Below are 21,995 nucleotides of genomic sequence, written 5' to 3'. Positions count from 1 at the left end.
GTTAGAATGCATCCTTGGTGCCAAGCATCGTCTTCACGGTCTGCAGAATAATTCTGATATCGTACATAATGCATTTTTTCTCAATATAAGTCATATCGAGTTCGACCATTTGTTTGAAGTTAAGATTACTTCTACCACTAACCTGCCACAGCCCTGTGCATCCAGGTGTGACTGACAACCGCTGCTTATCATACCTCGTATATTCTGCAACTTCTCTTGTAAGAGGGGGTCTCGGTCCTACCAAGGACATTTCCCCTCGAAGTACATTGAATAATTGCGGAAGCTCATCAATACTCGTTTTCCGTATGAATTTCCCGACCTTTGTCACGCGCGGGTCGTCTTTCATCTTGAACATCGCTCCGCTGATCTCATTCTTATCGAGTAGATCCTTCAACTTCTCTTCCGCATCGGTATACATGGAACGGAGCTTGTACATCCGAAATAGTCTCTCATTTTTCCCTACTCTCGTCTGATAGAATAGGACAGACCCTGATGGATCCTCTAATTTGATCAGGATAGCGACTAGAAGAAGCAGTGGGCTTAGTAGAATTAAACCTACTAATGAACCGACGATATCAATGGTTCGCTTGAGAACCGAATATACATTAATCCCCTCTTCTCTCATTCGTGTATTCGAATAATAATCCACAATGCCTACAACCGCTTCTTCCCGATATTGTGAATACCTCATTCTTAAACTCTCCTTCCCGTAATTAATGCCTTGCTGAGCTCCCGCTCCATGACTTCCTCTAATCCAGCCATAAGTGGCAATCTTAGTTCATTATTTCGAAGTGCAAAATCGATCGTCGTCATAATAAACCCGAGTTTCTCTCCCACATCATAACGAGTCCCTTGGAAATCAAAGGCATACACACCTTTATCCATGTTTAAGTTCTGGATTGCATCGGTAAGCTGAATCTCACCACCCGCGCCAAGCTCGTGTCTTCCCAAATATTCAAATATGTCAGGTGTCAGAACATATCGTCCCATAATAGCTAGATTAGAAGGGGCTTGTCCTTGCGGCGGCTTCTCTACGAACCGATTAACCTGGTATAGGTTAGCCATTCGCTCACCTGGATCTACGATCCCGTAACGATGCGTTTGATCTGCCCCTACTGTCTGAACGCCAATGACTGAACGTCCCGTACGCTCATACTGTTCAATCAGCTGTCTAGTACATGGAACATCTGCTTCGACGATATCGTCTCCAAGCAGCACGGCGAACGGCTCGTTTCCGATAAAATTACGCGCACACCACACGGCGTGTCCAAGCCCTTTAGCCTCTTTTTGCCGAATATAATGAAGATTTACATTTGACGACTTACGAACTTTTTCCAAGATGTCGAGCTTCCCTTTTTCCTCTAGTGTGTGTTCTAATTCAAATGCGATATCAAAGTGGTCTTCAATCGCCCGTTTTCCTTTACCTGTGACAACGATGATGTCTTCGACTCCAGATTCAATAGCTTCCTCCACGATATACTGGATGGTAGGCTTATCGACAATGGGAAGCATCTCTTTGGGCATCGCTTTCGTTGCTGGTAAAAAACGAGTACCTAGTCCTGCAGCGGGGATAATGGCTTTTGTTACTTTTTTCATTTTGAATTCACCCTATCCTATTTTTTTTTAAAATAAGGGCATTAAACCCTACCTCACATCACACCCTTGACGACAAGCGTCTAAGGTCTACTGACCCACAGTGTGACCGAGTGCCTCCGGTGATAGAGGTGCAGGAGACATTACCTTCTTCATTCATTACTTCTGAGATGGAAGAATCAGACTATTGATCGTTTCTTTCTCCGTAATAATAGGAATAGGAATAAGAATCTGATTCATTTCGATTAATGTTATTGAGAACAGCACCAATAATTTTGGCGTTTACATGCTCTAGAGAAGCTTTTGCTTTCAGGGCTACATCTTTCTTCACTTTTCCTGAGTCAACGACAAGAACAACTCCATCACTATAGGTAGCTACAATTTGAGCGTCTGTTACAGACAAAATCGGTGGCGTGTCAATGATGATGACATCGTACAACCCTCTTATTGTGGATAGCAGTCCCGACATATGCTTGGACGAGAGCAACTCTGATGGATTAGGCGGTGTAGGTCCTGCATGAATAATCGATAGATTCGGCGTATTCGTAGACTGAATAACTTCCTCCAGCAGCTTTTGCTTAAACAAAGCCGTCGTTAATCCAATACGATTAGATGTACCAAAAATATAATGTTGAGATGGTTTCCTTAGATCTGCGTCGATCAGCAGTACACGTTTGTTGGCTTGAGCGAAAGCAACCGCCATATTCGCGCTGGTCGTGCTCTTTCCTTCACTTGGCTTGGATGAGGTTACCATGATGACTTGTATTTTCTGGTCGATCGTCGAGAATTCGATGTTGGTTCGCAGCATCCGATACCCTTCAGAGATCGGTGATTTCGGATTACTTTCCGTAATAAGTTTTTTAGGAATCAAGCGAGACATTGACATCCCTCCCAGCTGTTTGCGTTAGTGGTGTTTTATGACTTTGATCAATATCGCTTGCTTTAAACTTCGGAATGGAGGTCAATACTGGCATCCCTAACACATTCTCAAGATCCTCTTCCGTCTTGATCGTGTCATCTAAGTAATCTAGCAGGAAGGCAAGACCTACACCGAACATCAATGCCAGCATGAAGGCAACAGCAATATTCATCTTCGGATTCGGAGCTACCGGACCGTGAATTTCTTGTGGATCGGCTTTATCCAAGACGGAAACATTGTCCACCTTCATCAGATCAGGAATCGTTTTCTGTAACACAACGGCTACCGCATTTGCAATGTTGGCTGCCTTCGCATAGGAATCATCCCGGACAGATATGGACATGACTTGCGTTTCATTCACAGAGCTAACACTTACCTTGCCGATAAGCTCGCTATATGTCACACCAAGATCAGGATATTCTTTGACGACAATCTTCATCAATCGCGGCGTTTTAATGATTTCTTTATACGTTTTGATAAGCCCGATTGTGGAGTTTATGGAGCCAAGATCTATACTCGGCAGCAATGAACTGCTGTCCTTGTACTGATTGACAATTAGCTTCGCAGAAGCTTCATATTGCGGCTTGATGAGGTAATAGGAATAAATGCCGATTGTTAAGCAGCTTACTGCGATAATCAATGCAATCAATAACAGCCTTCTTTTGACAATTAACCAATATTGTTTAAGTTCCAAATGGTTCCCTCCGTTGCTAGTTAGGTGATATCCATTTATAGTTTGGACCAACTTATAGTTCATTTTGAATTATTTTATTTTAAACGTTATTCAAAACGCGACCTTTTAGGTGCGATTTATCCGTAGAAGCATAAAGCTCTAAGATAATCATTTTTTTTGAATGGCAAGTGCAGGACATTATTCATATCGCGAACTTTCAGGCATGGTTACAACGGATCATACGAACTTATTGTTACACACTGTCCTCGAAATCAAGACGATGTATCGCATGATCCACTGGATTCATGAAGTCTTCGACCTTTCCACCATTCATCATGTATTCCATCATATCTTCTGATCCAGATGTAAGTCCCACTTTTCTCAGCAGTAGTGATAACAATTGAGACATATCAACCGTTTCATCGCATTGCCGATAACCTGAGACAATTAGTAACTCAGATAACGGTCTCATTTCTTTTTGTCCATCTTGATTTAGCAGAGTAGGATCTTCGGATAGTATCTTTAAAAATTGCTTCAGCCTCACTCGCTTCTGCTCTCGATCCGAACCATTCATCGTTGACTTCCTCCATTCATCAAGTTTTGTGTTCATTTACATTGAATAATGGAGATTCACTATTCTGTTCTACCACTCTAGTTCGTAGCAAACCTTTAATTATTACAATTTTGTAAACAACTTTAGTTAGGATGATGCCTAGATTGAATACCCTGTGATTAATAGTATGCCACAAATACTAATATTTCTTGAGGGGATAAAGACATGGTTAAGCGCTCCTAATTTATTCAAAATACTAACATCATTTTCAACTTTTCAGTACCAAAACTAAGAATTTTGTAATATAAATGCGGGTTTTAAGTTGAATAATGATTTCTGTTTTGGGATTTATTTATAGGAACCGAAATGCCGCTTCTTTTCCTTATGAGATAAGGGATTTTGGCTATAAATCCGTACCGATACGAATCGAATAGGTCGAGAAAATTCCACTCGATTTGTACAGAATTAGGGACTATTGGTCACCGTCCTATAAAAACAGGACAAAAAGTGAATTTCGACAAGTTTTGCAAGAACATATTGATTGAAAAAACCTCCATGTAAACGCTTAACTATTTCAGAAAATAAAAAAAACCAAGCTTTTCCACGATATCATGGTACTGCTTGGGTCATAAAAATTCATTAAAATCCTGTAATTTCTGTTTTCTTAGCCACCTCTTCCTAACCAATGGATCACGGATCAGGATTATTACGAAAAATCAGGTTGAATTCGCAACTTCAGTAATATAAAACCGGGTATCATATCGTTACTCTATTCCCAATTTATTGGTTTAACGCAGTGCAGTTGTCCTAGATTCGAAAATAGGATCGTAATCGTTGTACTACACCTTCCGGAAAAGGTTTTTCCTCTGGCATGCTTTCAAAAGGTAGGTCATCCATAATACGCTGCGCATTGTTTAGGAAATAGTTCTCCCATGGCTGCCCCATACGCTCTCGAATCACATCGTAGGTTTCACGCAATCGGAATCCCCTACGTTCCACATGATGGGCATCCGAGGATACGATATGGATGAGGCCGCTTCTGCATAGGGACCATGCCGTTTTCTCTATTCGTCTTCCAAAATCACCAAGTAATGAATGCGTCGTCACCTGTGCAAAAGCGCCTATCTCAATCAGCTGGGCCAGTCGATCGGGGTACCTCACAATTTCCGCATTACGTTCAGGATGTGCAATGATGGGTTTTAGGTTCATTACATTTAGCTCATGGATCAACTCAAGCATCTCCTTCGGTATCCCCGAGGAAGGCAACTCTATCAGTATATAACTTGATCCGGCCAGTGGAAGTAATTCCTTTCTCAACCAAGCTTCTAATAGATCACCATGCAACCGAATTTCTTGTCCTGACTGAATCGTTAGAGGCACTCCCATCGCCATGAACTGCTCGTTCATATGACGTACGTGCTCTACGACTTCTAATGCGGTATTATGGTATCTCCCATTCGCATGATGCGGCGTTGCAATCATCGTCGTTATGCCTTCAGCTACAGCCGCTCTGGCCATATTTAAAGCATCGTTCCAATTCGCTGCCCCATCATCAACTCCAGGGAGTATATGCGTATGAATATCAATCATCATGTTTCACTTCCTAGAACGATAGATTCAACTTACCTATTGGGCAAGCATGTTGATTATTCTATCACACGAATATTAGATCGTCAGCTTCTTCCTGCTCCGGAAGGATGTCGTCAAAAAAAATCCCCTCTGATGCTCAAGGAGACGAACAACCTGCTAGTTGTTAATCATATCCTTGAGATCATAAGGGGATTTTTTCTCATCCTACTTAAAATGCTGGTAATACAGCTTCACCATATTTATCTGCGATAAACTTCTTCACTTCCGGTGAATTCAATGCTGCGGCAAGCTTCTTCATCGCATCGGAATCTTTGTTATCCGGACGGGACACCAAGATATTCGCATATGGCGAATCCTTGTCTTCAATAAACAAAGAATCTTTTGAGGGCGACAAATCCGCTTGTAGGGCAAAGTTCGTATTAATAATGGCTACATCAACTTCATCAAGAATACGTGGAAGCATCGCTGCTTCTAACTCTTTAATTTTGAGGTTTTTCGGATTTTCGACAATATCACGTACCGTTGCATCCGTTGCTTTACCTTCTTTTAGTTTGATCAATCCTTGTTTCTCAAGCAATAGAAGCGCACGTCCACCATTGGACGCATCATTCGGGATCGCGATCGTAAATCCATCTTGAATCTCATCAGCGGATTTAATTTTCTTCGAGTAAGCGGCTATCGGCTCCAGATGTACGCCAACCACGGGAACAAGGTCCATGTTGCGCTCCTTATTCATATTATCCAAGTAAGGTTTGTGTTGGAAGAAATTCGCATCCAATTGTTTCTCGAATACTTGAACATTGGGTTGAACATAATCCGTAAATTCTTTGATCTCCAGCTTCACGCCTTCTTTCTCCAAGATCGGCTTCACGAAGTTCAGAATTTCCGCATGCGGAACGGCTGATGCCCCGACTTTCAACGTGTTGCTGCTGTCCTTGCTGCCGCAAGCCACAGCTGTTAATGAGACCACGAGCAGCGCTGTGAGTGTAATGACCCATTTTTTCATTGTAATTTCCCCCTGTTGTGTTATCTATTTCGTTATTTCTTCGAAAACTTTAATACGAGGCGATCTCCGAGCATTTGCAGCAATTGAACCAGGACAACCAACACGATAACCGAGACGATCATCACGGAAGGTTCATAGCGCTGGTACCCGTAACGAATAGCTAAATCCCCTAGTCCGCCGCCTCCGATCAATCCTGACATCGCCGTATAGGACACCAGCGTAACTGTCGTAATCGTAATCCCTGCAAGTAATCCTGGCATGGATTCAGGTAGTAATACTTTACCGACAATTTGTCCTTTAGAAGCTCCCATGGCTGTTGCTGCTTCAATGACACCGCGGTCCACTTCACGCAGCGAGGTTTCCACTAGCCGTGCGAAAAAAGGTGCTGCGGCGATGACAAGCGGCGGAATCGAACCGATCACACCGATGGATGTACCTACAACGATTTTGGTGAACGGAATAATGGATATCATAAGAATGACAAACGGCACGGACCGCAGGATGTTCACGATAAGCGATAAGACACTGTATAACGCACGGCTTCCATTGGAATCGCTTCTCGATGTCATAAATAAGAGGATACCTAGCGGCAATCCGATAATCATCGTGAACAAGGTAGAGAAAAATAGCATTCTAACGGTATCCCACGTTGCAATCCCCATCTCATTCCAGTCCACATTGGAGAAATCCACAGCTGCTGATAACATTATCGTATCACCTCCAATTCATGAACTTGACTTTCGATCATGCGATACGTTCGTTCTAATGCTTCCTGACTGCCTTCAAATCGAACGATAAGCTGACCGTAAGGTGTGTCCTTCATGGTAGCAATCGTGCCTTGAAGAATGGCAAAGGATACGCCGGTCGTCTGCACAATGACCGATAAGATCGGTTCATAGGTACTTGTCCCTAAGAAATTAATCTTAACAACCTGTGCATGGTCATTGGTCGGCAAAGATTCGATGATCGCATCGAGAAGTTCTGCATTTTCGTTCTCCTCACGGATAAATTCACGCGTCACTCGATGCTCCGGTTTCAAGAACACTTCCGTTACCGGACCCTGCTCGACAATATTGCCGTCATGGATGACCGCAACGCGATCACAAATCGTCTGAATGACATGCATTTCATGCGTGATGAGCACAATTGTAATCCCAAGCTGTTTATTGATATCGAGCAGCAGCCGAAGAATTGAATTCGTGGTTTGCGGGTCCAAAGCCGACGTCGCTTCATCACAGAGCAGCACTTGCGGATCATTCGCTAAAGCTCTTGCAATCCCTACACGCTGCTTCTGTCCCCCTGAGAGCTGTGCTGGATACTTATTACGATGCTCTTCCAAGCCGACCAGCTTAAGCAGGTTACTGACCTTCTGCTCGATCTCTTCCTTAGGTGTTCGAACTAACCGAAGCGGAAAAGCAATGTTATCATACACGGTTGCCGAAGATAATAGATTAAAATGTTGAAAAATCATCCCCATCTTCCGCCGAACATGTTGAAGCTCTTTCTCCGATAACGCGGTGATGTTCGTATCTCCAAACCATACTTCACCGCTTGTAGGGCGTTCTAACAGGTTAATGCTGCGCAACAGCGTACTTTTACCTGCACCCGAATGTCCGATAATGCCGAAAATCTCACCCTGCGTGATCGTTAAATCCAGATTTTGCAATGCTGTCGTCTGCTTATGTTTATTGCCATAGGTTTTGGTCAATTGATTCAATCGTATCATGATATCTCCTTTGGTGGTCTGGCTATGAAATTCAAAAAAGCCCCTTTCCGGCAAAGCGGAAAAGGGCTAACAAGTCATCAGCAAGTACCTTTTCTCATCTGCCAGAATTCACAAGAATTCTGAAGGATTTAGCACCATGTCATTCTGATCAGCTATTTACTGATCCTAGAATCGGTTGCCGGGCTTCACAGGGCCTATTCCCTCCGCCGCTCTCGATAAGAAATCAAACGTTATGAAATTTAACTTGAGTATACGTGTAGACAGAAGGGTTGTCAAAGTACAAAATATTCCAATTATTTATGGTACTTATTCCGTAGAATGACCTCGATATATTCGAACGCAGCCTGCAAGGTTTCACATGCCATCTGATAGCCCAGCTCCAAGTCCTTTTGCTTCTGCTGAATATCCTCCAGCTTCACTTTCCCGTTCAACGTTTGATCACGCTGCCACAGATCATCCTGCATCTCCATATTCATATAATGAATTTCGATGTTCCGCATTTTACGCAGAGAATTCAGAGGCTCCTTATATTGTTCCTTGATCCCGTTAAGCTTATCCATCAAGGCCATATGCACACTTAAATACCGGAACTGCCTTAGTACAGTAAAAAAAGAGAAATGGGCCTTCGCCCGCTCCGTATGCAAATCGAATAAAGCATTCATCAGCGTACCCAACTTATCTAAAATAGAAAATACGCGAATGAATCCATTTTTATAGAAATAAATATGACGATGATAATCGGCTTCTTCCTGCTTGGACATCTCCGATTGATAAGCCTGTTTCACTTTATCCGCAAAAAAACCGGAAGCAAATACGCTTTGCTCCAGCTCGTCCAACGAAACAACAAGTCCCTGCGTCCAAATTTCATATTTACGATACGTGTGCTCCGGGTCATTCCCCTTTTTCTCCCGTTGTTCGATTTGCAAGCGCACTCGCTTCATTACGTCTGCGGCTCCTTGCATCATACCTAGTTCAGCTCTCGGCGGTTGTCCCAGCAACATTCGCAACATCGTTGTCACACTCCCGTACAATTTTGAACACCTATGAGAAAACCTCTACCCTCGGCCTTTCGAAGACGAGCGACCGCGATTAGATGTAGGTTTGTGGTCAAAAAAAGTCCTCGAACGAGATCGAAGACTTTGTTCCTTTTTAGTATATCCGATTTTTAACGTTTACCCAATTGCCACACGCGAACACTCATGTAACATAGAATTCCGAAGAGTCCAGCGATTAGAACGGTATGTAATAGTCCTGCAAATAATCCAATATTATCATTTCCTAAGGTGAATACGACCCAAGCTCCACTTAGAATCTGCGCGGTGACGAGCATCAGTGCACAAATCCCTGCCACTCGCATTTCACGAATTTGTTTGTGGTTATGATACGCAAAATGGGCTAATGCTGCGACTGCGATAAACAGCAGCAGGGCAGCGACACGGTGCACAAAGGCGATTAATGTCGTTCCTTGCAATGTAGGGATGATTTCCCCGTTACAGAGCGGCCAGCCTTGACAGCCACCGTAAGCCTCCGTATGACGCACGAATGCACCTACATAGACAACCATATAACTATATAAGGTTACGATCCAAGTTAAATTCCGAAACCAATTTGTTATCACAACACCTTGAGGGGTTTTGTCTCCTAATCCTTTACTTCGACGGTAAAGTACAATCGAGAGTAGTAGCGTTCCTGCAAAGGCGATGAGCGAAAATCCGTAATGAAGAGCCATTACAGCGGGTGCCTGTCCTAGTACAACAGCAAGTGCGCCCATAATTGCTTGAATGAATGTAAATAATAGTGCCGTTAGCGCGTACCACCATGCGTCCTTCCGATCCTTCGCGTATTTCCATACCGCGATGAACAAGACGAGAACCAATATCCCTACCAATCCGCTAACTGCGCGATGGGAATACTCAATCATGGATGAAATCGTATAGGCAGGTACAAACTTGCCATGACATAAGGGCCAATCTGTTCCGCAACCTTGACCGGAACCTGTCTTGGTCACCAATGCACCGTTCAAGAGGACGAGCATCATCCCGATACATGTGATATAAGCAAGCCATTTCAATGTATTTGCTCTCAATCTTTCACCTACTCATCTCTCAAGATGTAAATTTCACCAATTAACATTATACCTGAATTCAGATGGAAAACTAAGGCGGAATTGTGACAAAACGCATATTATCCTCACGTTTAGCGCCGACTTGAGAAATATTGCGTAGATAACACAAAAACTCCCCCTATCGAATCATGTCGACAGGGGGAATTTTTTAGGTTGTAAGGATTAGTTCTTTTTCACGCTGTCCGCAACGGCAATGGCACGATCCATAAACTCTTCGATTTCTTCACGTGTCTTGCGCAGCTTACTGACGAAGCGAATCAATTCTTGACCTTCTACGAAAGCAATAAAGCTTGGGATCCCGAGAATATTGTACTTCTCGCATAAGTCTGGCAATTCATCACGATCAATGTGCACAAAAGTGAGCTTGTCCGCATATTTGCGCTCGACCTCTGGCATAAATGGATCGATAAAGTGACAGTCTTTACACCATACGGCTTTGAAAACTGCCATCGTTGGCTTTGAGGAATGAATCACCTCTTGAAATTGCTGTTCTGATGTTAATTTTTCCATGATGAACACCTCGTTTTATTTCGAATTATACCCCTTATTCCGACGCTCGAACACCCTGTCTCCGTTGGAACCGCATGAAGGGTTGAAGTACTTTGCGAAGCGGCTTCGGATAGCTCTTCAGCTCCTCTGCTGTGATCACACGGAAGACGATTAACATGACAGGATATAGAATGATAAGAATAAGTCCGACAAAGCTGGATGAGAAGAAATAAGCCATACGCGCATGCATCACATGCGTCAACTGATTTCCGGCCCATTCAATAAGATAACCAATCCCCGTCAACAAGATGACTGTGGTTAAGAATCCTGCCCACCGGGAACCTAGAATTTTGAACCCGACGATTTGCTTCAAGGAGCGAAGGTTCAATAACATCACGACGGCGAAGCACAACATCGTTGAGCCAATGATGCCATAAATACCGAAGATGTATCCTAAGGTAAAGCTGCCTAAGAGTTTGGTTAAGATCCCGATAACGACATGAAACATCGGTGTCTTCGGACGTCCCAAGCCATAGAGAATGGAGCTCGAGACCATCATGACGATTTGGAAAATGGTGCACGACGTCAAGAGTGCAATAATTCCGCTGCCGTTCGTGCTGCTAAATAACAACCCATTAATCGAGAACGCCGCCGTACACAGAATGAGGACAATCGGCATCCCGGAGAGCAGCGCAATCCGTAAAGCCAGGGTTACCTGATTTTTTAAATAATCCATATCTTTACGAGCAAATGCGCTAGAAATGATCGGAATGATCGATGTGCTTAACGCAATCGCAAGAATCGGTGGAATCCCGGCAATGGATTGGGCATTCATCCCAAGAATCTTCAGGGCTTCCGTTGCTTGCGCTTCACCAACTTGTCCCTTAAGAATCGGCACGATGATACTGGAATCTATCGCATAGATCAAAGGCACGGCAAGCGATGTAATGACGATCGGAATGGAGAATTTGAAAATCTCGGCATAGATCCGACGCAACGGTGTTTTGGGACCCGTTCCACGTTCGATTGCTGCGATGCCAGCAGCCCGGTCTGCCTTCTTCAATTTACGTCCATAATATATCATAACGAGGAAGGCGCCTATACTGCCTAATACACCGCCGAAAGAGGCTCCGGCTGCCATTTGCTCCTGGCTATACCCCCACTTATAGAGAATTAGCGCAAGTCCAACGGCAGTGATAACACGCAAAATCTGTTCAATTATCTGCGAAATTCCCCCTGGAGCCATGAGGTTCCGACCTTGGAAATACCCTCGCATCATCGCAATGACGGGGAACAGAATAAGCGCTGGTGCCAATGCACGAATCGCAAGAGACGCTTCAGGCACCGAACTCATCGATGCATACAGGGGTGCAAATGCATAGAGGAAGATCGTGATGACGACCCCCATGCCTAATCCGAACAAAATCGCCGCAAAATAAATTCGCTGCGCTTCTTCTGGTCGGTTGAGCGCATAACGCTCAGATACCATCTTACTAAGGGTGCTCGGTATACCCGCTGTCGCTACAGTCAGCAACATGAGGTAGACATTCGAAGCCAGTGTAAAGGAGGCACCGCCCGTTACCCCAAGCATATGCTCAAGCGGCACCCGCTGTACAACGCCGAGTACGCGTGCGACAAGTGCAGCTGCCGCTAAGATTAGCGTACCTTTAATGAATGATTCTTTTGCCACAACGTTTATTCCCTTCTTTCTCTACTTACGCTACGCAAATCCAAATAATAAACACGATGATCATCGCTAATTGCAGGATAATTTTCACGATGGTACTCGTAAATAGCCCTACCAAAGATCCAAAGCCAACTTTCAACGCTCGGTTAAAGTCCGATCCCACAATCATCTCGCCGATCATCGCCCCTAATAAGGGGCCAAGTAACAAACCTGCGACAGGAATGACAAAAGGGCCGATGATAATCCCGATTGTACTGCCAATCACGGACGCCCTTGATCCTCCATATTTCTTAACCCCCCAGGCGCTCACCACGTAATCTGCCACGATCAGCACAATGAAGATGAGCGTCTGGATGGTCCAGAACCAAATGCCAAACGGTTGAAAGGATATGCAGAGCCCGTATACAAAATACGCGGCATAGATGGCTATAGCGCCTGGCAAGATGGGATAGATCGTCCCGGCCATCCCGACAGCAAACAAGACGATAACTAAAATCCATCCGATAATCTCTAATGCCATGTCATCTGCCTCCTATTTCAACAGATAGTCACGGATGACTTGTGCTACCCCATGTTCTTCATTACTGCCGACGATGAGGTCTGCGGATTCTTTCACGATTTCTTGAGCATTGCCCATGGCAACCCCGAGACCTACCGTTTGAATCGCTGCAAGATCATTTATGCTGTCTCCGACGGCAACGACTTCATGCATACCGATCCCAAGGATTTCACAGACATCCTTCAAACCGGAAGCCTTGGAGATGCCTAGCGGATTGACTTCAATATTGATCGGGGAGGAATTCGTAATTTCAAAGCCGCCCATGCGGTTCAGCTTCGTCTCTATTTCGTGTCGGATGGCCTCATCTTCAACGGTATAGCCGAATTTCAGCCATTTCTCTTGTTCAAATGCGATGGACGCATTCCATGTGGATTTCAAGTAGGTCTGGTCGATTGTATAACCCCAGAACCATACGTCATATTGGTTCGCCAATTCATAGAGCTCGCGTACGACGGACGCGTCCATCATATGCCGGCGATATAGATCGTAAGGCGCTCTCCAAACCTCACTGCCGTTCACGGTAATCATGGGCGATTGCAAGCCCAGTTGCTCTGCATAAGGCATTGCCGATTGAAAGGCACGCCCCGTTGAGAAACATACCGTAATTCCTGCTTTCTTCGCTTCCGCAATCCAGTAGGCATTCTCTTCTGATATCTCTTGTTGCTCATTAAGTACTGTACCATCCATGTCGAGTGCCAGCAATTTATAGGTTGTCATTCCATTCCTCCTACCTTTGTTCGCGATTATCCCGCTTCTGCTGCATAACGACATTTTACCATAGATCACATTAAAAAGTTAAAAACGCGATCATCATGATGAAACGTTTGACGGAGGAACTCCATTTCTTTACATTGCGCATTCCCTCTCCCACCTTTCGTACATCGTGTTGTGTTGTGGATCGTCCTTCTACTTTATCAAATGCATAACTTGACACAATGTTCCTCTTATCCAAAAAAGTTTACCTTGGGAAAGAAAGACAATATTAGAAAAGCCCTACATATGTGATAAATGTCATCGGATGCATAAATCTAAATTTTGAATAATAGAGAGAGTGAACTTAAGTAAAGGGAACCCGTCGTTAAAAGGAGCGTGAGATCATTGGCAGTTCGCAGTGGATTCGTGGAATGTGATTATGTGATCGAAGAAGTGAGAAAGGTATTTCAGTGCACCGTATTACAGTGTGAAGGGCGCCCATGTCTAGCGTATGGCAGTAAGGAGGAGCTGGAGCAAATATCCGACTTTGTGAAAACGAAGTTTGATAAAGACCTGCTTGATATCTTCTTTACTTCTATTGAAAGTATTCCGCCGGAATCTTAAACAACACCATGCAGCCTTGGGCAGTGGTACGCTTCGCTTCGCTCAATATATGATAGACCATGCGGGGAGGGATGCGTATGGCGTTCCAAAATGACAAAAAAGAGGACGTTTCCGTCCTCCATCATTTCATTATATCTTCGAGGCTCGCTTATCGTGCGCCTCCATTTGTTGTGCTTGTTGTGTCCTTCGACCCTGATGTTGTTGAACCTGTCCCAGCATTCTGGCCCTGTTCTGTTGTCGCCTTCTTCGTCGGGTTTTTCGGTACGCCATCCAATCCAATTTCCGCATCATACGCATCAAAAATTTCACGTGCGATTGGGGCAGCTGAACGACCGCCGTATCCACCTTCCGGAACAACAACAGCGACAGCAAGTACAGGATCATTGGCAGGTGCATAAGCGATAAACACCGCGTTCTCCACCGTAATTCCGCCGCCTACCTTCTGCTGTGATGTACCCGTTTTACGGTTAAAGGCATAAGGGAAACCTTCAAAACCGCTCACGGTTACCTTCGACATCCCTGCTTCAATCGTATTCCAGTAGGATTGGTCAAAAGTCCTTTCATTCAGGATCTCAGGCTTGAATGTCTGCACGACATTGCCGTCGGTATCTTCGATTTGCTTCACGAATTGCGGCTTCATCCGCTTCCCGTGATTCGCCAGCATCGTAACATATTGAGCTAATTGTAAAGTCGTATAACGCCCTTGCTGTCCGAACGAAGCATACAGAAGCGGTGATTGCGCATTACCCGAGGATTTCAACTCTTGATAATAATCGACGGTTCCCGCACTTTCATTCAGCAATCCACTGCCCGTCGTCACGCCTAGCCCGAATTCCTTCATATACTTGTCCCACAAGTCGATGCCCTCTTTCCCATCTCTCATGTACAGGTTGTTCCCTACCATGCCCGCCATAAAGGCATTAGACGATTTTTCAATGGCTTTGGAGGCCGTAATCGCTCCATTCGCTTTATTGGAAGCATTTCGAATCTTAGTCTCATGCCCGGTTTTACCAAATTGGAAATACCCATGGTCTTGGAAAACGGTACGGGATGTAAATAGCTGCTCCTGCAGACCGATCAATACCGATAAGGGCTTAATAACGGACCCGAGCGGAACAATCGAGGAAGGATGCTTATTCTGTTCCGTCTTGCTCGCATAACTTTGCGAAACGGCTCGAATCGTACCATTCACATACCGAGTTTGAATATCGTTATACTCATCTTTACTGATCTTACCGCCCCGCCAAATATTCGGGTCATAGTCTGGCATACTTGCCATGGAGACGATATTCCCGGTCTTGACTTCCATCGCAACGGCATAACCTGCGCGAGCATGCGGCTTGAATCCTCTCGCACTCGAAGCGGTATCATTAATATGCTTAATGCCATCCATAATCGCTTGCTCGGTTTTTAATTGAACTTGCTTATTGAGCGTCAGAATCAGGTTATTCCCTTTCTCTGGCTTCGTCAATTCCATCGGTCCAATAATTCGTCCCGCATTATTCACGGGGAACGTCTTCAGACCATTCTTCCCACGAAGCTCATTCTGAAACATTAATTCTAAGCCGTCAAAACCAACGTCTTCGTTCTGTAAATATTGTTCCTGGGCGCTTGAGTTATTCTCTTCGATTTTGCGGTAGAAATCCAGCCCGCCCTCCGGATTGATCGCCGACTTATACTTTTTCAAATACCCGATCAGTTGGACAGCTACCGTATCACTATCGTAGTTCCGGATGCTTTCCTCAACGATATCAATGCCCGTAAATTCTGACTTATGCTGCATGAAATAAGCAATTTCTTTCTGGGTCAGACCTGACTTGATCCGACGTGGAACATACCCGTAATTCAGTTTGGATTCGATATCCATCTGATAACGAATATCCTCTTCGGTCATTGCCGGTACATTCTTATCCCCGTATTGATCGAATACTTTCTTCAGACCCAATACAATTTGATCTAACTCGGCCTTATTGGACTCTTTTGAATAATCTTTATTTAATGTGAAATATAAGGACTGTGTCGAGGTGGAATATGCGATTCGTTCGCCGGTTGAGTCATAGATAGAACCGCGAATCGGTGGAATAGCTACGCTGCGATATCCCATATCATTGGCAAGGGCTTTTAATCCAGGTCCTTCGACAAATTGTAAAATGGCTAAGCGAACGATCAAAACAGAAAAAACCATAAAAGAAATAAAAAAGAATATATTAAGCCGCAAGGAGAAATTTCTGCGGTTCAAAATTTCACGCTTTTGCTGGTCATCCAGCGAATGATTTGCCATACGAATGTTAACCCTTTCTGCAAGTAAAATAGAGCATGAATCTGCAAGACTAAGTGTATCATATTTCTCCCCCTTCTTGCATCTTCTTGCAACTTCTTACAGGTTATCACCGATGTATACGACAAAAAACGCCTCGATTGCTCGAAGCGCTCCTTATGTAGAGTTGTTCAATTTACTTTTTGGCCTCATCGAGAAATGCTTTAACGGTGGAATCGTTCATACTCATTTCTCCCAATGAAACCCCATGGAACGATACTTTCACCTTATCAGCGTTCTTCTTGCCTGTAATTTCAAGGTTATCTGTCTTTATGCTATAAGTTCCGTCTTTATGTTGTGTAAATTCAGCATTTTTAGCTTCTTTAATCATCGCGTTCATCGCTTGATCTTTCATCGTCTGGAGCGCATCATCCTTCACCGTTGTTACAACCTTGTTCAAATCGTCAATGGTGTAGCCGCTGTATAACGCAACGCCCAACACGATTCCGATCACGATCACCCATTTCATTACCGTTTTCAAAAAGCTGACCACGACGAACAAAACGACGATCGCTACGGCGAGCAGCATCCAGTTCTCTTTAAGAAACTGCATAATCACTTCTTGGCTCATTCTCAAACCCTCCTTTTCACATCACATCTTCACATTATACATGATTGCCATTTTATTCGTAAATCTAACCGTTTCATCGAAATTAAGGGCATAAGTTCGTCCCTCCAGACGTACAAGTAGCTATAGAGAACCATAAAGGAGTGAGAGTACGTTGAAAATTGCTATCTGGCTTTACTTATTTTTATTTGTCGCATTTTTCGATTTGCATGCACAGTATCCGATTCTAACGCCATTTGCGATATCACTCGGAGCTGCTCCTTCCTTTATCGGTCTAATGATGGGTATCTATTCGTTCACCCATCTGCCCGGCAATCTCATTGCAGGCTTTAGTGTAGACCGGTATGGAAGCCGTATATTTATCATCGGAAGCTTGTTCGGTGCAGGGCTAATCCTTCTCTTTCAAGCGCATATCTCCAATCCCTGGCAATTGCTCTTCTTACGATCCATAAGCGGCTTTGTGCTGGCTTTCCTATCCCCTGCCTGTCTCTCGCTCCTGGCTCGCCTTGCCCGAGATCATATCCAACAAGGAAAGCTCATGGCGGGTAACGGTCTTGTGCATACCCTCGCCTCTGTCGTATCACCGGCAGCGGGTGCCTTTCTTGTTGCACAAATTGGCTTTTCGAAATCTTTCACTGTGCTAGGTTGGGTGCTTATCGCGATCGCAGGCGTAGCCATCTTCGCCATTCATGATCGTCCGCAGCCCGTCATGGAAACCGACATAAATGCATCGACAGCAGATATAGAGAACCTGGAGGATCCCTTGCCTCAGATGCCATGGCGTTTCTTCGTGCTTCCGCTGGCCATTGCGTGCTCACAAGGTATTCTGTTCTTCGAGCTGCCCCTCATGAAGGAGGCTTTAGAGTCCATCATGAAAGCGGGTGTATTTTTCTCGGTGATTAGTTTGGGCGCATTGCTCACACTAAGTTTGCTGTTCTTAAGCCGTTATTCTGCGCATGTGCGTACATGGATCGGAAGCCTTGCCCTTGCCATATCCTTCTTTGCTATTGCAATTCCTACGCCTTTCCCGCTTATTGCTCTGCTCTTTATTGTAGGCATGTCGAAGGGCATCATCTTCCCGGCCATGTCTTCCTATTTGATTGAACTAAGCGGCGGGACGCGATACGGACGAATGTTCTCAACCATGTCCATTGCTTCCTCGATTGGTTATTTTATCGGTCCACTATTAGCGGGTCAATTACGCGAACTTGTATCCCCTTATTTCATTGCATTTTTCATTCTCATGACGGCCTTATGCATTCTCCCATCGAACCATAAGACGCGTCCGCAGCTCCTCCCTACGTTACCGAACAAATCATAAGGCGGGGTAATGCCCAATTTCATAGGTCTAGGTATCAGCACAGTACGTTAGCCCTACCAAGACATATGATACATAGTCTTTAACGAAGAAGTTGAAAGAGAGGTGACGTGAAATGGATTTTGGTGGATGCGTATCCCCTGTGAATGTTGTTCCTTGTGGTCCTGTTGTATCCCCTGTGAGTGTCGGTCCTTGTGGTCCCGGTGTCGGAGGTATGTTTACTACAACAGGTGTAATCTTGGTGTTGTTCATCTTGCTTGTAATCATTCTTCGCGCTACACACTGTTAATAAATTATTAATCCGCACGTTCCTTTAATTCGTTTGTCGTTCTTTTCCTCTTATAGATAGCTCGCCTTGTGCGAGCTCTTTTTTTTGCATAAAGGATGTCTAACACAGTACACTATAGCTAAGGGGATCCGAAAACTCTCTCTAGCTCTTCTGTTCAATATCGACATTTCCCGGGGAATATATAGACAAGAAGTGAGGTATGCGTCTTGCAGCAGCAAATCATTGTTGTCGAAGGAAAGAACGATCGCAGCCGATTGAAACGGCTATTAACATCGGAAATTACGATTTTATGTACGTATGGTACCTTAAACACCGATCGACTAGAAGAATTAAAGCAAAAAATTGGAGATCAACCCGTTTATTTATTCATGGATAATGATGCTTCAGGAAAGAAAATACGAGGAATTTTGCGTGATGCGTTCCCAGATGCGGAACATTTATATACAAGACGCGGGTATGCCGGTGTCGAAGGAACACCTGATGAATATTTGATTCAACAATTAGAAAAAGCGGGCTTAGATCCGTATATCTTATACCCAGATCCAAGCCCGTTCTAAAATAAATATTATATACGCCTCTTATCTTATAGATGCGCTGTGTCTACAATCATAATAATGAATACGATCATCAAATAGTTAATGGACATAAAGAAATTTTGCTTCGCCCAAATTTCGTCGACTTTGGCCCGAAACCCGCTTAAAGTCATGAATAACCATGCTGCAGACAGCAACGTTGCGACGCACAAAAAGATCCAGCCAACATATCCATATACATAGAATAAGATGGACACCAATACTAATAAAGCAACGTATGGAATCATCTGAAACTTCGTGCGGCGAATGCCTTTGACAACTGGTAACAGCGGGAAGCCTGCTGCACGGTATTCTTCCACGCGGCGAATACCTAACGCCCAGAAATGTGGAGGCTGCCATAAGAATAATAATGCGAATAGAAGAATCGCTCCCATATCGATGCTTTGCGTTACGGCTACATAACCGATAACCGGCGGCATCGCGCCTGATATTGCGCCGACAGAAGTACTCCACGTGGATGTGCGTTTGAGCCACATCGTGTAAATACCTGCATATACGAGCATCCCGACTATTCCAAGTACGCCTGCTAACACGTTGACGAGCAAGAAGAGGATGGCCAATCCGAGAACACCCAGCACAATGGAGTACCATAACACGACAGTCGGTGTTAAACGTCCTGTTGGTAGTGCGCGGTCCTGCGTACGGGTCATTTTCATATCCAATTCACGATCGTAATAGTTGTTGAAAGCACAGGAAGAAGCCATCACTAACGTCGTACCAATAAGCATCCAAATCATGCTGATATAGTTAATATCCCATTTGGACGCTAACCAAAACCCACCGAAAGCGGCGATTAGATTGGAACGAAGAATGCCAGGCTTAATAACATTCACAAAATCTTTCCATGATCCTGCTTTTATCGTAACTTGTGAAAGCGGCGCTGAGTCGGAAGGAGCTTTATAACTCAATTGTTTTTCCATCTGTGAAGTCCCCCTCTTTAGAAAACAAAATGCACTGCTATGAGATTTATCATATCAAATGCATTCGATGTTTGACAATGTTCGAAGTAACTGTTCATGAATTTGACAATTGATTGACGTAGATAATGGAAGGAATGGCTTTTCATTTCTAATGAGAAAAACCTTTATCGAGGTGTTTCGAAGATGAGCGACCGCGGTTAAATGTAGTTTTTATCGCCAAATAGAATTTTTTAGTTTTGATACGTCGAAACTTTTATAAATTCTAATGTGGTAAGAATGGGCATATCCGTTCATAATAACCTAGAAAAAGAGAATTTTCTAGTAATTACTACATCAGAAGAAGGAGAAATTCAACTTGGATAGTGGCACACATGTTGTAATGGGGCTCGGTATCGCCGGCCTCTCCTATATTGATCCTATTGTCTCGTCAAATCCATCCCTTGCCGTTGCCGTATTTATCGGCGCCGTTCTCGGCGGGCAAGCACCTGACTTTGACGGTCTCCTCCGTCTTAAGAGCAATAGTCTGTATATTCGAAATCATCGTGGAATATCTCATTCCCCGCCGTTCCTCCTTCTATGGACGGTCTTGATCACAGGCATTTTGTCTTTGCTCTGGGGATTCCCTTGGGGAAGCAGCTCGATGCTCCATCTTGGCTTGTGGGTGCTGATTTCAGCTTGTTATCATGTATTCTCTGATCTCTTTAACACCTATGGGACACAAGGAGCTCGTCCTTTTACGAAGAAGTGGATTTCGTGGAACATCATTCATATCTTTGACCCTACAATCTTTGTCACGCATGCCTTTGCCATTCTGCTATGGGCTCTGGATCTGGCACGGCCGCAAGTCATTTTTCCGACCTTGTACATCGTCATTGCCCTGTACTATATCTGGCGAACCCTTGTGCATTATCGACTAGAACATCGCTTGGTTCATATCGACCCTGACCATGAATCAGGTGACAAGTATATCGCGATCCCAACGGTATCTTTAACCCATTGGCATATTGTCAAAACAAAAAAGGATCAGAGTTATGTCCTCGGTCATTACGATGCAACGGGGTTGAAATGGCACGAGAAAGCGAACTGCTCCAACCATCCTGCGGTAGAAGAATCCAAGAAAGATCCTACAGTTCAAGCAATTCTTCATTTTAGCTCCTACACCTGTGCGGAGGTTCGTAAAATTCGTGCTGGTTATATTGTTCGCTGGTCAGATGTAAGATATCGACATCGGAAACAGTATCCTTTTGTCGCCATTGTCATGATGGATCGTGACTTCAATACGATTGACTCCTATGTGGGCTGGATTAGCGACAGCCAAATCGAGAAAAAATGGAGCTTACTTATTTCATAGCCTTAACATTCTCTTGACGCATTCTCTGGAATGCGTCAAAATTATGTCCAAAACAAGCTGTATGTCTGGACAAAGAAAAGCCCAAGGCTTATGCCTTGAGCTCATCTCTTTCTTGAATATGCAGCTTAGCGAATGTTGCCTGAAGTCCCCGATAGGGATTGTTCAGCAATTTGCACCAATCTTTTCGTGATGTATCCACCTAGGGATCCTGCTTCACGAGAAGTGATGTCGCCATAGTATCCGCTGGAAGGGATTGTTACACCAAGTTCTTGTGCAGCTTCCATCTTCAATTGTTGAAGAGCTGCTGAAGATTGAGGTACGACTAAAGAGTTACGTCCTTGTGCCATTGGTAAAAACTCCTTTCACCCTGCTTCTAAAATATGTTTGCTGCAAGCTTGCAAA

At 44.2% G+C, this 21,995-nt stretch carries 23 protein-coding genes and 1 riboswitch; of the genes, 4 read left to right on the top strand and 19 right to left on the bottom strand.

The annotated features are described in order from the left end of the window. Position 1: 1 nt before the first annotated feature. The 15 genes from BVG16_RS04525 to BVG16_RS04455 form a co-directional block, all read right to left on the bottom strand. Entirely contained in the window at positions 2-691 is a 690-nt protein-coding gene (locus BVG16_RS04525) for a sugar transferase (protein WP_078497365.1), read from the bottom strand. Positions 692-693: 2 nt separating this feature from the next. Continuing rightward, entirely contained in the window at positions 694-1,596 is a 903-nt protein-coding gene (gene galU / locus BVG16_RS04520; RefSeq protein ID WP_078497364.1) for a UTP--glucose-1-phosphate uridylyltransferase GalU, read from the bottom strand. 181 nt (positions 1,597-1,777) lie between these two features. Then, positions 1,778-2,473, bottom strand: coding sequence for a CpsD/CapB family tyrosine-protein kinase (locus BVG16_RS04515; RefSeq protein ID WP_078497363.1), 696 nt, complete (start codon positions 2,471-2,473; stop codon positions 1,778-1,780). Beyond that, positions 2,454-3,206: a YveK family protein gene (locus BVG16_RS04510; protein ID WP_078497362.1), complete on the bottom strand. Its 753-nt coding sequence runs from the start codon at positions 3,204-3,206 to the stop codon at positions 2,454-2,456. Before BVG16_RS04510 ends, BVG16_RS04515 begins: the two co-directional genes overlap by 20 nt. A gap of 232 nt (positions 3,207-3,438) precedes the next feature. Continuing rightward, positions 3,439-3,759 (bottom strand): hypothetical protein, encoded by a 321-nt coding sequence (locus tag BVG16_RS04505; protein WP_078497361.1) that lies wholly within the window; start codon positions 3,757-3,759, stop codon positions 3,439-3,441. Between the two features lie 786 nt (positions 3,760-4,545). Beyond that, positions 4,546-5,331 carry a tyrosine-protein phosphatase gene (locus BVG16_RS04500; protein WP_233146888.1) on the bottom strand — a complete coding sequence of 262 codons (786 nt, stop codon included), beginning with the start codon at positions 5,329-5,331 and terminating at the stop codon, positions 4,546-4,548. Between the two features lie 205 nt (positions 5,332-5,536). After that, on the bottom strand, positions 5,537-6,334 hold the full coding sequence (locus BVG16_RS04495) for a MetQ/NlpA family ABC transporter substrate-binding protein (RefSeq protein WP_078497360.1): 798 nt from the start codon (positions 6,332-6,334) through the stop codon (positions 5,537-5,539). A gap of 32 nt (positions 6,335-6,366) precedes the next feature. After that, entirely contained in the window at positions 6,367-7,041 is a 675-nt protein-coding gene (locus BVG16_RS04490) for a methionine ABC transporter permease (protein WP_078497359.1), read from the bottom strand. Further along, positions 7,041-8,060 carry a methionine ABC transporter ATP-binding protein gene (locus tag BVG16_RS04485; protein ID WP_078497358.1) on the bottom strand — a complete coding sequence of 340 codons (1,020 nt, stop codon included), beginning with the start codon at positions 8,058-8,060 and terminating at the stop codon, positions 7,041-7,043. Before BVG16_RS04485 ends, BVG16_RS04490 begins: the two co-directional genes overlap by 1 nt. Before the next feature lie 91 nt (positions 8,061-8,151). Beyond that, positions 8,152-8,282, bottom strand: a riboswitch (SAM riboswitch). Positions 8,283-8,353: 71 nt separating this feature from the next. After that, positions 8,354-9,070 (bottom strand): Cthe_2314 family HEPN domain-containing protein, encoded by a 717-nt coding sequence (locus tag BVG16_RS04480; protein ID WP_078497357.1) that lies wholly within the window; start codon positions 9,068-9,070, stop codon positions 8,354-8,356. 155 nt (positions 9,071-9,225) lie between these two features. Further along, on the bottom strand, positions 9,226-10,146 hold the full coding sequence (locus BVG16_RS04475) for a COX15/CtaA family protein (protein ID WP_233146887.1): 921 nt from the start codon (positions 10,144-10,146) through the stop codon (positions 9,226-9,228). Positions 10,147-10,347: 201 nt separating this feature from the next. After that, entirely contained in the window at positions 10,348-10,695 is a 348-nt protein-coding gene (locus BVG16_RS04470; RefSeq protein ID WP_078497356.1) for a thioredoxin family protein, read from the bottom strand. Positions 10,696-10,729: 34 nt separating this feature from the next. Further along, entirely contained in the window at positions 10,730-12,364 is a 1,635-nt protein-coding gene (locus tag BVG16_RS04465; protein ID WP_078497355.1) for a putative polysaccharide biosynthesis protein, read from the bottom strand. A gap of 25 nt (positions 12,365-12,389) precedes the next feature. Further along, positions 12,390-12,881: a DUF456 domain-containing protein gene (locus tag BVG16_RS04460; RefSeq protein WP_078497354.1), complete on the bottom strand. Its 492-nt coding sequence runs from the start codon at positions 12,879-12,881 to the stop codon at positions 12,390-12,392. Positions 12,882-12,893: 12 nt separating this feature from the next. Continuing rightward, on the bottom strand, positions 12,894-13,637 hold the full coding sequence (locus tag BVG16_RS04455; protein WP_078497353.1) for a Cof-type HAD-IIB family hydrolase: 744 nt from the start codon (positions 13,635-13,637) through the stop codon (positions 12,894-12,896). Between the two features lie 381 nt (positions 13,638-14,018). Between BVG16_RS04455 and BVG16_RS04450 the strand changes: the two genes are divergently transcribed. Continuing rightward, complete coding sequence (locus BVG16_RS04450; RefSeq protein ID WP_078497352.1) at positions 14,019-14,237, top strand: hypothetical protein; 219 nt, start codon at positions 14,019-14,021, stop codon at positions 14,235-14,237. Positions 14,238-14,385: 148 nt separating this feature from the next. Here BVG16_RS04450 and BVG16_RS04445 read toward each other — a convergent pair whose 3' ends face one another. Together BVG16_RS04445 and BVG16_RS04440 are read right to left on the bottom strand one after the other, a co-directional pair. Further along, a complete protein-coding gene (locus BVG16_RS04445) occupies positions 14,386-16,518 on the bottom strand; it encodes a peptidoglycan D,D-transpeptidase FtsI family protein (RefSeq protein ID WP_078497351.1) in 2,133 nt (710 codons plus the stop codon). Positions 16,519-16,690: 172 nt separating this feature from the next. Further along, the gene (locus BVG16_RS04440) at positions 16,691-17,125 is read right to left on the bottom strand and encodes a hypothetical protein (RefSeq protein WP_078497350.1); all 435 of its coding nucleotides are present in this window, start codon (positions 17,123-17,125) and stop codon (positions 16,691-16,693) included. 151 nt (positions 17,126-17,276) lie between these two features. Here BVG16_RS04440 and BVG16_RS04435 point away from each other — a divergent pair, with 151 nt between their 5' ends. Both BVG16_RS04435 and BVG16_RS04430 read left to right on the top strand, forming a co-directional pair. Next, positions 17,277-18,443, top strand: coding sequence for an MFS transporter (locus BVG16_RS04435; protein WP_078497349.1), 1,167 nt, complete (start codon positions 17,277-17,279; stop codon positions 18,441-18,443). Between the two features lie 492 nt (positions 18,444-18,935). Continuing rightward, the gene (locus BVG16_RS04430) at positions 18,936-19,286 is read left to right on the top strand and encodes a toprim domain-containing protein (protein ID WP_233146886.1); all 351 of its coding nucleotides are present in this window, start codon (positions 18,936-18,938) and stop codon (positions 19,284-19,286) included. A 26-nt stretch (positions 19,287-19,312) separates the two neighbouring features. Here the strand turns inward: BVG16_RS04430 and cyoE are convergent, their stop codons facing one another. Then, positions 19,313-20,242, bottom strand: coding sequence for a heme o synthase (cyoE, locus tag BVG16_RS04425; protein ID WP_078497348.1), 930 nt, complete (start codon positions 20,240-20,242; stop codon positions 19,313-19,315). Between the two features lie 355 nt (positions 20,243-20,597). Here cyoE and BVG16_RS04420 point away from each other — a divergent pair, with 355 nt between their 5' ends. Further along, a complete protein-coding gene (locus tag BVG16_RS04420) occupies positions 20,598-21,593 on the top strand; it encodes a metal-dependent hydrolase (protein WP_078497347.1) in 996 nt (331 codons plus the stop codon). 125 nt (positions 21,594-21,718) lie between these two features. Here the strand turns inward: BVG16_RS04420 and BVG16_RS04415 are convergent, their stop codons facing one another. Next, positions 21,719-21,940, bottom strand: coding sequence for an alpha/beta-type small acid-soluble spore protein (locus BVG16_RS04415; RefSeq protein WP_078497346.1), 222 nt, complete (start codon positions 21,938-21,940; stop codon positions 21,719-21,721). Positions 21,941-21,995: the final 55 nt, after the last annotated feature.

This window comes from Paenibacillus selenitireducens (assembly GCF_002021565.1).
In the GTDB taxonomy this organism is placed as follows: domain Bacteria; phylum Bacillota; class Bacilli; order Paenibacillales; family Paenibacillaceae; genus Paenibacillus_K; species Paenibacillus_K selenitireducens.
The sequence above is the reverse complement of the archived record's forward strand: the minus strand, read 5'-3'. Positions and strand labels throughout refer to the sequence as shown.

Excerpts from the sequence above, each read along its gene's own strand:
- BVG16_RS04525 (WP_078497365.1), bottom strand. The coding sequence starts at position 691 with ATGAGGTATTCACAATATCGGGAAGAAGCGGTTGTAGGCATTGTGGAT.
- galU (WP_078497364.1), bottom strand. The coding sequence starts at position 1,596 with ATGAAAAAAGTAACAAAAGCCATTATCCCCGCTGCAGGACTAGGTACT.
- BVG16_RS04515 (WP_078497363.1), bottom strand. The coding sequence starts at position 2,473 with ATGTCTCGCTTGATTCCTAAAAAACTTATTACGGAAAGTAATCCGAAA.
- BVG16_RS04505 (WP_078497361.1), bottom strand. The coding sequence starts at position 3,759 with ATGAATGGTTCGGATCGAGAGCAGAAGCGAGTGAGGCTGAAGCAATTT.
- BVG16_RS04500 (WP_233146888.1), bottom strand. The coding sequence starts at position 5,331 with ATGATGATTGATATTCATACGCATATACTCCCTGGAGTTGATGATGGG.
- BVG16_RS04495 (WP_078497360.1), bottom strand. The coding sequence starts at position 6,334 with ATGAAAAAATGGGTCATTACACTCACAGCGCTGCTCGTGGTCTCATTA.
- BVG16_RS04490 (WP_078497359.1), bottom strand. The coding sequence starts at position 7,041 with ATGTTATCAGCAGCTGTGGATTTCTCCAATGTGGACTGGAATGAGATG.
- BVG16_RS04485 (WP_078497358.1), bottom strand. The coding sequence starts at position 8,060 with ATGATACGATTGAATCAATTGACCAAAACCTATGGCAATAAACATAAG.
- BVG16_RS04480 (WP_078497357.1), bottom strand. The coding sequence starts at position 9,070 with ATGTTGCGAATGTTGCTGGGACAACCGCCGAGAGCTGAACTAGGTATG.
- BVG16_RS04470 (WP_078497356.1), bottom strand. The coding sequence starts at position 10,695 with ATGGAAAAATTAACATCAGAACAGCAATTTCAAGAGGTGATTCATTCC.
- BVG16_RS04460 (WP_078497354.1), bottom strand. The coding sequence starts at position 12,881 with ATGGCATTAGAGATTATCGGATGGATTTTAGTTATCGTCTTGTTTGCT.
- BVG16_RS04455 (WP_078497353.1), bottom strand. The coding sequence starts at position 13,637 with ATGACAACCTATAAATTGCTGGCACTCGACATGGATGGTACAGTACTT.
- BVG16_RS04445 (WP_078497351.1), bottom strand. The coding sequence starts at position 16,518 with ATGGCAAATCATTCGCTGGATGACCAGCAAAAGCGTGAAATTTTGAAC.
- BVG16_RS04440 (WP_078497350.1), bottom strand. The coding sequence starts at position 17,125 with ATGAGCCAAGAAGTGATTATGCAGTTTCTTAAAGAGAACTGGATGCTG.
- cyoE (WP_078497348.1), bottom strand. The coding sequence starts at position 20,242 with ATGGAAAAACAATTGAGTTATAAAGCTCCTTCCGACTCAGCGCCGCTT.
- BVG16_RS04415 (WP_078497346.1), bottom strand. The coding sequence starts at position 21,940 with ATGGCACAAGGACGTAACTCTTTAGTCGTACCTCAATCTTCAGCAGCT.